Origin of the sequence: Paenibacillus sp. VTT E-133291, assembly GCF_002264395.1 — a bacterium.
Taxonomy (GTDB): domain Bacteria; phylum Bacillota; class Bacilli; order Paenibacillales; family Paenibacillaceae; genus Paenibacillus_AQ; species Paenibacillus_AQ nitricinens.
Window position 1 is genome coordinate 36,851 of sequence record NZ_NFVA01000009.1, and the last position, 13,655, is coordinate 50,505.

General features: G+C 37.4%; 13 protein-coding genes and 1 tRNA gene. All 14 read left to right on the top strand.

Annotated features, from left to right (window positions below):
• Positions 1-123 precede the first annotated feature (123 nt).
• The 14 genes from CA598_RS06160 (at position 124) to CA598_RS06220 (ending at position 13,640) form a co-directional block, all read left to right on the top strand.
• Complete coding sequence (locus CA598_RS06160; protein WP_094875922.1) at positions 124-783, top strand: hypothetical protein; 660 nt, start codon at positions 124-126, stop codon at positions 781-783.
• A gap of 744 nt (positions 784-1,527) precedes the next feature.
• The gene (locus CA598_RS06165) at positions 1,528-2,853 is read left to right on the top strand and encodes a hypothetical protein (protein WP_094875923.1); all 1,326 of its coding nucleotides are present in this window, start codon (positions 1,528-1,530) and stop codon (positions 2,851-2,853) included.
• A 637-nt stretch (positions 2,854-3,490) separates the two neighbouring features.
• Positions 3,491-4,534 (top strand): site-2 protease family protein, encoded by a 1,044-nt coding sequence (locus tag CA598_RS06170; RefSeq protein ID WP_094875924.1) that lies wholly within the window; start codon positions 3,491-3,493, stop codon positions 4,532-4,534.
• Positions 4,535-4,627: 93 nt separating this feature from the next.
• On the top strand, positions 4,628-4,993 hold the full coding sequence (locus CA598_RS06175) for a hypothetical protein (RefSeq protein ID WP_094875925.1): 366 nt from the start codon (positions 4,628-4,630) through the stop codon (positions 4,991-4,993).
• 156 nt (positions 4,994-5,149) lie between these two features.
• Positions 5,150-6,166: a hypothetical protein gene (locus CA598_RS06180; RefSeq protein WP_094875926.1), complete on the top strand. Its 1,017-nt coding sequence runs from the start codon at positions 5,150-5,152 to the stop codon at positions 6,164-6,166.
• Positions 6,167-6,188: 22 nt separating this feature from the next.
• Positions 6,189-6,422: a hypothetical protein gene (locus CA598_RS06185; protein ID WP_094875927.1), complete on the top strand. Its 234-nt coding sequence runs from the start codon at positions 6,189-6,191 to the stop codon at positions 6,420-6,422.
• Between the two features lie 355 nt (positions 6,423-6,777).
• Positions 6,778-8,238, top strand: coding sequence for a type IV secretory system conjugative DNA transfer family protein (locus CA598_RS06190; RefSeq protein ID WP_094875928.1), 1,461 nt, complete (start codon positions 6,778-6,780; stop codon positions 8,236-8,238).
• 140 nt (positions 8,239-8,378) lie between these two features.
• The gene (locus CA598_RS06195) at positions 8,379-9,269 is read left to right on the top strand and encodes a S1 family peptidase (RefSeq protein WP_179283602.1); all 891 of its coding nucleotides are present in this window, start codon (positions 8,379-8,381) and stop codon (positions 9,267-9,269) included.
• A gap of 224 nt (positions 9,270-9,493) precedes the next feature.
• Positions 9,494-9,913 carry a hypothetical protein gene (locus tag CA598_RS06200; protein WP_094875930.1) on the top strand — a complete coding sequence of 140 codons (420 nt, stop codon included), beginning with the start codon at positions 9,494-9,496 and terminating at the stop codon, positions 9,911-9,913.
• Between the two features lie 55 nt (positions 9,914-9,968).
• The gene (locus CA598_RS06205; protein WP_179283603.1) at positions 9,969-11,696 is read left to right on the top strand and encodes a DEAD/DEAH box helicase; all 1,728 of its coding nucleotides are present in this window, start codon (positions 9,969-9,971) and stop codon (positions 11,694-11,696) included.
• An 11-nt stretch (positions 11,697-11,707) separates the two neighbouring features.
• Entirely contained in the window at positions 11,708-12,007 is a 300-nt protein-coding gene (locus tag CA598_RS06210; RefSeq protein WP_094875932.1) for a hypothetical protein, read from the top strand.
• A gap of 110 nt (positions 12,008-12,117) precedes the next feature.
• Positions 12,118-12,189, top strand: a tRNA-Ser gene (locus CA598_RS32175).
• A 115-nt stretch (positions 12,190-12,304) separates the two neighbouring features.
• Complete coding sequence (locus tag CA598_RS06215) at positions 12,305-12,541, top strand: hypothetical protein (protein WP_094875933.1); 237 nt, start codon at positions 12,305-12,307, stop codon at positions 12,539-12,541.
• Between the two features lie 4 nt (positions 12,542-12,545).
• Positions 12,546-13,640 (top strand): hypothetical protein, encoded by a 1,095-nt coding sequence (locus CA598_RS06220; protein WP_094875934.1) that lies wholly within the window; start codon positions 12,546-12,548, stop codon positions 13,638-13,640.
• The last annotated feature ends 15 nt before the right edge of the window (positions 13,641-13,655 follow it).

The following is a 13,655-nucleotide window of genomic DNA, read 5'->3' on the forward strand; positions in this document are numbered from 1 at the left end:
TGTCCGGAGCATTACATTGAATACTGTTTTAAAATCGTTTGACTTTCTGTATACCATTGTTTACAATATCAAAGAGAGATTAATGTATTTTTTGATAGTATTGCGGTGAAGAGGTGAAACAAATTGAGGCTGAAAAAAGTACTTCCTTATGCGGCAGCAGCTACCTGTTTAACTGTCATCTTGACAGGATGCCAGTTGAAAGGTCCTTTTGCTGGTGAACTCGATAAAGCCACTGTAGACAATCAAAAAGAATTAATTCAAAACCAGCTAGGGACAAGCTATCCATCGGCCACATCACAAGAAGATGGGATTCAAGAAGCCCAAAAGGTAAATAATCAGATAGAACCAGTTGCAACTTTGGTTCCATCTCAAAGCCCTATAAAGATAAAAGAGGAAGAAGACATTCTTCTGAGTTTAGGTCCACCCTTAATTAAGAACTATCGGTCAGTCACGTATAAAGATACAGAGTATCCAGGATATGGCGATCTAAGTTACTTTACTAAGGGTTACCAAACCGCTTTAAAAGAAAATGCAAAACGCACAAAAACGATTATTGCTGGCCGAAGAATTGTAATAGAACCATATGAGATTACGTCTACTATAGATGATCTGAAAATAGAAGGAAAATCTGCTGTATTGTTAGTTCACCTTAAAGAAAAAGGTATTGATGCCAATGAACATTTCGATCGTTCTGTAACAGCACGCGTTTCTTTTATCGAGCAGGAACCAGGAGAATGGTTGGCTGATGATGTTCAATTTTCTGAAGATGACACTGACTTTTAGATACATAACAATATGTAACGAGTGGGGAATTATCCATTCTATAATTGATTTCTTATTTAACTCAAGAGCGACATACATATATTCAGTCAGACAAAATTCACAAACAAAAATAAGTTGTGATATACAAATGAGAAATCTTGGAGTAAAATTATCTCTAAATAGAAATATAAAGAACGATGTAATATTATCAGTTTTATAGTCGAAGTAATTCTACCATTTTCACTTTGAAATTTTCTTTTTTAACAGCAAAAATCCCCCTTGCTACCAACAAGGAGGATCCGCAAAAATCGCATATGAAATTGATACCCTTATTATAAAATAGGAATGGGACAATTTCAAATGGTTTTTAGGCAGGCTGTGAAAAAGTTTTAGTTTTTACGACGCAAAATCGCTAACCTGTCAGCCGAATGAATTAGTGTCCCTTTAAGGGTCGTGATATCATTTTCTGGCAAAGTGCTAACGTACCTTATTCAGGATGCGGTCACACATGCGATAATGCGTGTGTGGCCGTTTTTGGTGTTTTTAGATTAGATAGATAGATAAATAAAAAAAAGACCCTAGCCCGGGGCATTTCCAAAGAGGTCGGCAGTCTCCAAACTTAGCCCTCGATGAAAATGTGACAATGGCAGGATCACAAGGAAAAACATTAGTTATATAAATAATATCATACTTATGTTTTTAATCCAAGTGGTTCCCTTCTTTTTTACTGCCTTTTTTCCCCGTGCGCGTCAGAAAGGATGCGTCATGAAAGCCTCCACTTCTTTATTTACAGCTGCAGAAACCCAGTACGATACCCCAACATTATTAAGATTAAAATGCCTTGTTGGTGATTTGGCTGCTTATGACGGTGAAATCCCAGTAGATGTAAAGGAAATAGCCGAAAAACTTGGTGTTGGACGGCTAGCAGCCAAGAGAGCAATCGCTGAAGCTGTGACACAGAATGTTCTGTTTTATCGGAACGATAAGTTATACGCTAATCCGGAGAAATATATAGACTTTAAATCGGTTGATTATTCAAAGGCTGATAAAAACAAAGACTATTATCTAAAACATTATAAATTCCTATCATCTGATGCATTCAAACGTGTTAGTGTTCGAGCACAGCGTTTTGTACTAGATGTACTCTGTCAAATGCATAGAGGGCTAAAAGTATATACTTGTACTCTTCGAAATATGATACTCAATAATAGTGATTATGAAAGAACTACTGGTTTATTTAATATACGTAGTATTGGTGAAATGAAGAAGGTTATTGAAGAAGCCTCTGCTTTTTTAGATCTTAAAATTGTTAAATCACTAAAACACATTTCAACTAAATCAGAACCAATGGTTCAGGTATATGGAATTCGACCAGAAATGCTTGAGTTAGGGGTACATGAGAGTGAGGGAAATGTGCTTTGGATTTGTAATGCTCTTCAAAAGCATTCTTACCATGTTGGAGCTATCACCAAGCCTAGACTGGAAGCCCTAGCTAAGGTAATGGAATACTATTATCGTCAGCTTGGTTATGAACTTGCCTCCCACATCATCTCCCATACATTAGTTCTACTCAAAAATGATACAACTTTCGGTAATTTACTATATGTAGATATTCACCAGGCATATGGTCAGATGGCACTAGATGGAAACCTTTCACATATTGTTCCTGAAGGGGTTGAACAAGCGACCTGGATCGGAGCGTCTGAGGACACCACGACACTTAATTCTTTAAGTGCGTATTTCCGGAAAACGGCAGAAGGAATAGCTGAACGTGAAGTCGCGGAATTTTTAACTGAAACTTATGAAGAATATACGAACCGGATAGAATATGAAACTGAGAAACAAAGCGGAAAAACGTCTATCGGGTCTAATAAGACTTCTTATTCACTACTTGATGCTTTTACGGAGCTAAAAAAAATACAACTTCAAAAACTTCGAAAAATCGAAACATTGTGGCTAGATCGATGTGTAACTGGGCACTCATTTAAAGATGAAATTGTACAAAATGATAGGTTCTTCTCATCAGCTACTCGGTATATGAGAGAATTGGGTGGATATTTGATGTCTAATTTCAAACAAGTAATGCCATAGTACCTTTATTGATTTTTTAGTATGGGGGGTATGGTTATTTGTGCTGCAATTTTACTTTTTAGTTCATGTAAAATCAACAATCTCACTCTTATCTTCATCCAATGAAATTAGAAAATCACTGATTATCTTCAATTTACAAGCAGGTAATGTATTTCTACTCTTTTTTTTGCCTTCTAAGGTTGTGGATAATGTTTTTTTGCTTGTGTTCTTTTAGTTTTACTATCTTAATTCATGCTTTTAAATTCTTAATAGAGATTATAATGAATTGAATACATAAATAACTAAGGTGGTTAATCATCACTTAAATATGAATTCAAATTTTCTTTAATGGAACTTTGCTCGAATTCGTTCTAATAAAAAAAACACTTGTTGCGCAAACCCTTGTCATACATAGATTAAATGCAGTTTCATAAATGTCCTAATGGTATTGTTTTATTGTATTCATTTATTGTATTTGATTATGGAGTTTATTTATGGAGTTGTATTATGGGAGTCAATTTTCATCATTAACAGCATTAACATTTATTAGGTAGAATTAAATTCATCCGATAAAGAACATCATCCGCCAGACCTTTTAAATTCATAAATCAATAAATCTTCCAACCTATTTAACCGATTAAAGAATAGAGGGTGAATCATGATTGAAGTAATCGCTGTTATTTTTCTTTTTCTTAGTATGGTTACCTTACATGAGCTTGGACATCTGATCCTCGCAAAAAGAGCAGGGGTATATTGTCACGAGTTTTCGGTAGGTATGGGGCCTAAACTTTATGGTTTCAATTTTAGAAACACATACTATTCATTCAGGATTTTACCTATTGGCGGATTTCTACGAATGGCTGGGAGAGATGATTGGTCCTATTGGTACAATAAAACAGTTTACATACATCATACTAACGGGATGCTCAGTGATATTTATGAAGTGCAAAATAAAAATTCATATCCTGTTAATCTCATTAAAGTTGATCCTAAAGCAGGGAACGTCACTTTTAGATCACTTGATCAAACAGATGAATATACTTTAAAGTTTCTACCAAGCGCGTCGATTGTAACAGCTAGAAATTCACGTTATCCTCTACTACCAGATCATGTGTTATTTCAAAGCAAAACCATCTCACAGCGGATTTGCATTTTTGCAGCAGGACCATTGGCAAATCTTGTATTTTCTTTTTTCATTGTATTAGGAATACTTTTTTCTATTGGTATGCCTGAAAAATCGACGGTAGTCATTAAACAGGATAAATTAGAGTCACATACAAATATTACATCTCAAGAAGGAAGTGGCTCAGCTTATTCTTTAAAAAATGGTATAAAAGAAACTTATTCACATGAATCCCTATTCATTAACGGATTCAAAAGAACGGTTATCGGGGATGATATTCAGCATAAAACTATTGGTCCTGCGGGTTTAATTATGGAGAGTTATTACACGGTCAAAGAACAAGGTCTTAAAGCCTTCTTGGTATGGGTAAGTATAATAAATATGTACTTAGCGATATTTAATCTTCTTCCGTTTCCGGCACTAGATGGGGGACGTATATTTTTTCTCATACTGGAAGCTATACGTCGTAAGCCGATGGAATCTAGTAAAGAGAGTCTTATAAACTTAGCAGGTAGTATTGTACTCGTTCTCCTAATGGTAGCTACAACCTGGAGTGATATTCACAACTTTTTGGCTTAAAAAAGTTGTGTTTTTATAAGATGGATGTATGCTATTTTCCAGACCACTAAGTAATACTATTCAAGTGGCAAAACTCATTTTAGGAGGAACACTATGAGCACCATTATCCCTACCATTAAATTATCCGTCGATCCGGACAATCACACGATCATTCGAAAGTTAGTTGAAACTGATGCAGAAACGTTTCAAAACACACATGAAGCAGCAGTACCCGATAAATCATTTCAAGTAGCTGTCTTGCCAGTTTCAACTCAACAATCTTATTCAGATGCACAACGTTTGGCGCATTTGTTTGCCGCTGCTCCAGCAATGGCAGAAGTTCTTTACGAGCTTCACGATTGTTTTGACTTTTTTCAAAACTTTAAAAACCCATTGATGACTTCTTCAGAAACAGATGAAGTAGAGCGTGTTTTTGCTAAGGCATGGAATATATTAAAAACTCTACAGAATCAAAAATAGTTTTTTTGTATAGAAGATGAAAGCTAGCCCGAAAAATGACTTAAACTGCTCAATGCCCCAAAGGGGAAGAGAACACATTGTGTTGCGTTCTCTACACAAATATAAAATAATTCGTGGTGATCTTCACTTCTGATAATATTCAGAGGAGAATAGATCATGAAAATATATCAGCACCTTGATTGTTATAATATTCGTTTTAACGAAATAACCGAATCTGAGGAAATTAAGGTAGTATCTGTTGAGTACAATTTGATAAATAGCCGAACGACGACCATTACTCTTGTATTTAGCCCGATGTTGTGCAAAATTTACGAAGTACAGACAAATCTCAGCTTGGATATGGCTGATCTGTCAGAACTGGCAGACCTTCGGTTTATCGTACTTTCCAAGAACAAAGAGTATTTGACAAAATTAGTTCCTCCAATGCTACAATTCTGGGAATATGATGAGTTTTTATTGATGGCCAGCCTTCGTTCAAAAGAAAAGATAGAAGTTCGAAAACAACTTCGAAATATACTTGAACATGAACCAAATGTAGAATTCAGATCCCATGCTCGTGCATTTAAAGAAATAGATATGCAGCTGAAACTCATACCAATGCAGGAGATGGGGATCCCCTATTTTACATTTAGCGAGTTTCTCAAAACGGCAGAAGCTGAGAAATTCACTTCTAAGGAAAAGGGAACCGGTTATGCACGCATGTACCAAATTTGGCGCTCACAAGCCAAAGCATGCTTGAAGAACAATGTACGTGCAGAGTATGTCTTTTCATCAGGAGAAAAATGTGGTCAGCCTGTATTCAACGCTGCAGGGTTTATAATGGAAAAAATCATAATTCAAACACCTGTCTATATGGGGAGTAGTTTCGATGATAAGCGGGTAGTATATTGCACATTCCATTCTCATGAACACGACCTGAAATTTGCAGGTCCGGACAGAACAGATATTGTTCTTTTTAATTTTCTGGATAAGGGTATGCTTGTAGAACAGTGGGTTGTATACACTGATCCAAATTCGAATGAGACACCCGACTTCTCAAATGATCTTTTCTCAATCTTACGAACACGTCCTGACTGGCAATCCACTGAATTCCGTTTAGCCGAACAGTTGCAACCGATACAGTCCTCACCTGAGACTGGGTATTATCTGATTCCAAAAATCGGTCTTCATTAAGGTTAAGGAGGGAGTGATAGGGATGAAGAAATCATGGGTCAAAGATAAATTACATTTCTACTCAAAGAATTATTTTGCCTATTTAATCTGTGTAGTTATACTTTCAAAGCTTATTGGTAGTCCAATCCCTTGGGTTAATATGGGTATTATGCTAATCGCACTTATTGTTCTTCTTGAAACTGTTGAATTGTCCAAAAATATTTTCAAAAGAAAATCTATTAATGCAGAAGCTATGTTGAAGGATAATAAGCAGTAATGAAATGAGTATATTACCCGCTTCCATTATGCATATATAGAGGATTACTTACAGCTGCGAATTAGCATTCGCTGATCTAAAGACCTGCTGGATATCCATTCACTACTAGATAGATGATTTGGACGTGGAGATTCTCAGTGAAATAGGCAGCCGGCAATAAGGTGGTTTCGTGCATTATTAGATAATTAAGTACACTTAAGTGTACTATTCATTTCTTTCTGGTTTGTATATACTTATCTGTAACCAAATAAATACAAAATCAGGCTACCCGAAAAAGGCGTTTGATCATAAAGCTCAGTAAATATCTGAGCTTTGTGTTCAAACGCCTTTTTTGTCTGCTATTAGGAGGAGAATTATGGGAGCAACCAGATTCTTAAATAAAAATAATAAGGGCTCGTCCCTTATTCAGGACAAGCGCGCATTAAGGCCAGTCCTAGGCAAAGGAGGTTTTGTTCTCGGTAAAGGTGCAGTAATGAGCCTTCTAAAGTCATACGAACATCTAGGATTGATAGGACCAACAGGTTCTGGTAAATCGGCCACATTTTTTATACCAAATTTGATGGAATTACCATTAGGCGTGTCCGCAGTAGTGACAGATCCAAAAGGAGAGTTGTATTGGAAGACAGGAGCGGACTTGAGGGCACGTGGTTTTGATACAATACGATTAGCTCCGTTTGAACGATTTTATCCTGGTTATAACATGCTTGCAGTTGCAAAAGATTATGCGGAAATCAAGGAAATAGCACAACTCATTCTTATGAACGGTGGACTGGCGTTTGAGATGCAAGGGAAAGGTGGGGGAGATGCTACTTGGCTTAATATGTCACTTCCCCTTCTGGTTGCTGCATTTTTGTACGAAAAAAAGATGGAACCAGGGTGTCCAAAAATCGGAAAAGCGATGGAGAAAATCCTTTATCTCGATATGGATGAAATGGAAGCGGTCTTTGATCAAGTGGAGATTGCAAGACGGGAATTTAATCTTTTTAAACAAGCAGCTGGCTCCGAAAAAATACTAGCTAGTATTAAGGTTACTATTGCAACGAATATGCAGCTTTTTATGGATGATAAGATCGTAAAATTCGCTGAGCGAAATGACCTGCATCCTTCATTTTTGCGCCATGGGTTAGATGGAACTAATCAAAAACCAGTTGTTCTTTTTGTTTCAGTGCCAGAAACAAAGTCATTATATGCTGCACCACTTATGGCCGTCATATATCAGCAGTTACTTCAGCGATTGCAGGATATCATTGATGGATTTCCAGTTCTCTTCCTTCTGGATGAGTTCGCTAATATCGGAATAATACCAATAATTGATACAGTCGCTGCAACTGCTCGTTCACGTCGTATGGGACTTGCGATAGGGCTTCAGGGAGTTGAACAGCTCAATCAGAAGTATGGAGAAGATAAGGCCAACAATCTGTTAAACAATCTAAAGACTAAGGTATTTCTTTCAGGATTATCACTTGTTTCCTGTGAGTATGCCTCAAGCTTTTGCGGAACGGCAACAATCGCTCAGGAGAATATAACAAGGAGCTTCTTCTCATTTATGCCAAAACAAAAGATGCAATCCTTTGCAGAGCGTGCTGCGATGACTCCTGATGAAGTACGCCGGCTTAATCCGGATAAAGCCTTAGTAATATCAGACTATCTCGATCCGGCCATTATTGATAAAATTTGGTACTATCAAGAAAATAAATATACAAGTCGGATTCGCTGGGGAGACCCAGACTTTTCCGAAGAACTTGATGAAATGAGAAACCGATATAATATTGATCCTAATGATGATCCTGGTGATAGTGATTTTTTTGCACTATAAAATTTATAATATTGAAAATACTTCACAAACCAGAAAAGCCCTCCGGGGCTTTTCTTTTTCAAAAGTCATACTACAATGAATTAAGAGCGAGGGAATAATACTCTTTAATACCTTATATTAGAAAATAGGAGATGTTAAAAGTGCTAAAAAAAATTCTATTAACAACTATGTTCATTATGGGAATAGCTAGTACGGCAGTAACAGAAGCAGAAGAATCTCTAACATCAACTACTCTCATTCAAACCGCTCCTTCAGCCCAGATGATAGAATCATGGAAATATAATGTAACCAGAATCAATACCATTATCACTTATGATGAGATTATTATTGAGTCAGATGGCTACAAACATAATAAGAAAGAGGAAAATGGTGGAACCGGATTCTTCATTAAAGGTGGGTACATACTAACAAACTATCACGTAATATCTGGAACAGGTAAGAAAAAAACTATCCAATACCAAGATTATAAAGATGGAAAAAAACCACCTGGTAAATACAATACGGCCACCTTGGTAAAAGCTTACCCTGACAAGGACATTGCTGTATTGTCGACGAATGAAGTGAATCATTCATATTTTGATTTTAGCTCGGAACCACTTCAAAAAGGTGATTTTGTTACCGTTATCGGTAATCCAGTGGTGCCTAATAACATTCTACAGCCGGGAGAGGAAAAGAAGGAAACAAACTTCAATCTCTTTAATGGCAGTACGCTTAAGACTTGGGATGTATTATCCGCTAAAAAAATTGATTCACCAGTACTTCCAATAGAAGTAACTAAAATCCCAGATTCAACTAAGGGAGTATTTTTATCAACCGATCTGTTTGACAAACTAATATATCACGGGAATTCAGGAGGTCCAGTCATTAATTCTAAAGGTCAAGTAGCTAGTATTATCTTTGGATCGGGTGATGACACGAGCTTTGGAATAACGCTCAATGAAATACAAACTGTCTTAAAAGATATCAATCTGTTCAATTCTGTATATAACATTAAAGAACCTAACGTAACATACGGAACTATAGTTAAATAACAGGTCATTTTCGTTGAAAAGTATACATAAGTGTACTTTTCAACGAAAATGGTATCCATGTATACTAATAGTGTAGGAATATGCAATTCATAAAAAACCAAACCACCTTAAAATAAGGCGTTTGAAACACTTTCCATTTTTAATATGGGAAGTGTTCGGACGCTTTTTTTGTATATAACAAACATTCTAAACATTTTATAAAAAAGTAATCCAGGAGGTGTGTGGTGAGATTCATATTTTTTAATAAAAGAGTGACGAATCGAGAGTTGTTTCTAGAAGCACATAGAAATGACTCAAGCTATTTAGCCTGCATGAATGAAGAAAGGTCAGCTCTTGAACAGAAAAAAAAGGAGATACTAATCGAATTAAATCTGTCTGATGTACATTATGACCCTCTAAAAATCGAATTCTACACTGACTGGCAATTTCACATAAGGGGAAACGATATGTTTTCAGTTCGTCAAATTCATTGTTTTCTCCATTGCAAGTCTCTAATCCAAGATGGGAAAAATGCCTTAGCTTATCATGAACTCTATGATTTTATTGAAGACTATGGCAGAAAAAAAGGAATTGCTTTGTCGCTTTATGAGTTGCAAGCTATTAGGTATTTGCTAGATCAAATGGAGGTTAATAATTCTGTTTAATTTCTATCTTTTCATTTTTAAATCTACCATTACAATATGAAAGGAGAACATGATCATGGGGATAGCTTTGCGGGATTATCAACAGGAGGCATCAGACTCATTTTTCAGGAAGCTGCATGAAGGTATCAAGCGTCAACTCATTGTATTGCCTACCGGCGGAGGAAAAACCGTTGTAGCTGCCGATATATCAAAGCGATTTTACCAGAATGTTATGAACGAAAAGCCCATTGTATTTATCGCACATCGGGAAGAACTTCTCCAGCAAACCTCAAAAAAAATGAATTTGGTTTGGAATGGCGTACAGGTTGGCAAAGTAAAAGGGCAGGCAAATCATCAAAATGCAGAAATTATCGTAGCTTCCACACAAACCTTAGTCCGAGGCAGGAAGATAGTAGACCCCGGACTTGTCATTTATGACGAGGCTCATCATTGTGGTTCAAAGGGATCAAAAAGTATTCTGACAAGCCTAGGATGTTTTGATCCCGACGGTCCTCCTCTCCTGGGAATAACCGCAACCCCAAATAGAGCAGACAAGATAGGTCTAGGTGATATATTTCAAGAAGTAGTCTATGAAAAATCGTTAATTGAAATGATTGTCTCTGGTTATTTGTGTGATATTAAGGCGAAAAGAGTTGTCGCTGAATCCTTGGATTTGGGAAGTCTCAAGATCGTTGCTGGCGATTTCAATCAGATGGAACTCGGTGAAGTCATGTCTCAAGAAAGCGCCATACAAACTGTAGTAGATGCTTATATTGAACATGCGGAAGGAAGGAAGACAATCGTATTTGCGGCCAGTGTGAAACAAACGTATCAGATCGCAGAGTCTTTACGTAATCATGGAATTCTGGCAGCTGGCATTGACGGATCTCTTAACGATGAAGAGCGCCGACGCATTCTATCAAGTTTTGAAAGAAATGAATACCGGGTCATCGTGAACTGTATGATGTTAACGGAGGGATTTGACGAACCTAGTGTCAGCTGTATCATCATGGCAAGACCAACCAAAAGTGAGAGTCTATATATTCAGTCTGTAGGTAGGGGAACAAGACTACATCCGGATAAAGCCAATTGTCTGATCCTAGACATTGTAGGAGTAACAGAAACCAATTCCCTTATGACACTATCTAAACTATTCCCTCCAATCGAAAAGCCTGAGACGGATAATGTGACACAAACTCAGCTGGACCTTCAGGATGATGAATCCGTAATCTCATTTCAGAAGCGTAAAGAAGAAACCCATCGAGTTCAAGGCCAAATGGCATATGAAGTCAGCTTATTTACTGATAAAACCATCTTCAGCTGGGTAAAGGCAAGTGAAAATTCTTACTATATTGGTTTAGGTGATAAAAGAGCTTGTTTTCTTCTAAAAGAAAGTACTCATGAATGGTGGGCTCTATTCGAGCATTCAGATAATAAGTTATATCCGTTGTATCATGAGCCATTGGATCTCGAGTACGCTCAGGGGGTAGCTGAAACCTTTTTAAAATCGCTGCAACGAAATTTATTCTTAAAAGAAGCATTTTGGAGACGAAATCCCATGTCAGAAGGGCAACGTAAACAGCTAATAAAACATTCTATTCCATTTGACCATACATGGTCTAAAGGTATGGCATCCGATGCGCTAGACTTGGTTTTTGGCAAACGTATTGCTGAAAATGCCTTGCGCAGATTTGATCCGATATCTTATCGTATGTTACTACAAAACCCAGACGTTAGAGAGAAAACGACACTTAAAATCCAGCTTATCCAAAGAGAACTGAGCCGGCAAACTGCTCAGTACTAAGGGAGGGTCAAATGACTACTTATAATCGGTTAAATGAAATCAAAAGAAGTCGTTGTATGCATATTAAAAAAGCTACCATCACTGAAATAAATATCATCAACATGCGAATAACGGGAAAGAAAATAGGGAACCTTCTCGTTTCTGATCAATCTGGCGAAGGAAGGATTAAAATTTTCGCACACACACCAGAGGATATTGAAAAAATTGAACAGCTAGTCGTTAATCAACAAATTGACTTTACAGGTACCGCAGAAATTGATGGATTCGAACATCAACTATCTATTCTTGTAAAGGATTATTCATCGATATAATCCGAAAACTGTATTTATTCGTTGACAGAAAATCAGGCAATCGATATAATCATAATGTGAATATATATTTTCAAATAGGTGTAATCCTATATGGAAATCTGTAGAGCTCAGAGGGTGTAGTTTAAAGTAGAACAGCAATTCGTTGAGAGTTGCTAGTGTAGGTTCAACTCCTATCTCCCTCGTCTAGCTGAATACTTTTTCTTACACTACCGAAACATCGGCGTGCATAGAAGCAATGTGGAATAATCCTCATTCGCTTATGTACGCCTTTTTATTTACCAGGAAGGAGGAATCCGATTGGAATCAAACGGTTGCCTTATTCAACCATTGCAGCAGTTGGTAGAGTTTACAGACGATGATGATTTGGCGACACGTTGCGCTAGCTTATCAACTTCGAGCCAAGAAATATTAATAAAGTCGCTCAAAGAGGAGCTACGAGCCGGTATTGGACTATGGGTCAGTATTATTCAAGCGCTTCAAGCTGGAGGAGAGGACTTCCGAATTGAAATTCAGGAACAAGGGGGACTGAGTTAATGAAGTGAAATATCTTGATAAATACATCCCGCTCTTAACACGCTTATATAACCCAGTTTTCTTTTTTATATCAATTTTCGGTTGCTTAATGATGTATCTTAATCTTGCGCCATCAGGCTTTGGAATTCCTTTCATTGTTTGGCTTTTTGCAGCTACAGGCCATCTGGTCAGCTATTACTTTCGCAAGCGAGTAGGGTATCTCTCGTTAATGGCATGTGTCTTCTCTGTAGATTGGATGGTTGGAAGTTTTTTAACGCGTGCAATGGAACGTCTTCGTCCAGATAGTGAATCAATCGTACCTCGGTTACTAGCTGCTATTGCATTTCTGTTCTGTATAGTAATTATGCTTATGTATTTAAAAGTAATGTCTAATATTCAATCTCCAGTTGCAAGGGAATATACCTGGGAAGACTTTAAGTACGATATTCAAGATCGTAATGAACGATGGAACGATCGTATGCGGTTTGCACAAGATGCAGCTGAACAAGGGAAAGAGAATATTCACTCAGCAATTAAGTGGATTCGTAATAAGATTAAAGGTAATAAAAACAAAGTACCTGCAGAAGTGAGCTTGATTCCTGCTGACGAGAATGTAGAAGAGACTTTTCAAGCAACCAGAACTGAGACGGATCAGGATGTCTCAGAGGTGAAACATAAAGGATTCATTATAACTTTTGACTTACCAACTGAGGATTTGCCACCAGCTGATTCAGACTTGCAGGTGCCTTTCAATGATCGATCACATGGAAAATCAATTTCTTCAACGACTCAAAAAGAAGAAGAGAACCGCAACGTCCCTGATGAGTCATGGCTGCCTCCTTTACCACCCGAGCCTCCTTATATCAGCCGACCATACGGACCGCCATCCAGAAGCTCTCAAGCACCTTCGGGAGACCAGAAAAAGCAGAACAATCCACGTGTGAATTTACAAACAGTTAAGAGTGCCTCACAGCCTAAACGATTGCCAGACATTAATGTGAATTCAGAACAAAAAGTACAACCCGCTCCTTCTAAACAAGCATCCCCGCATCAACCATCACAGGCAAAGCCTGGCACAGGGGAGAATGCGTTCTGGGGTAAATTTAGTAGCAAATCATAATCTCATTTCAGGAGG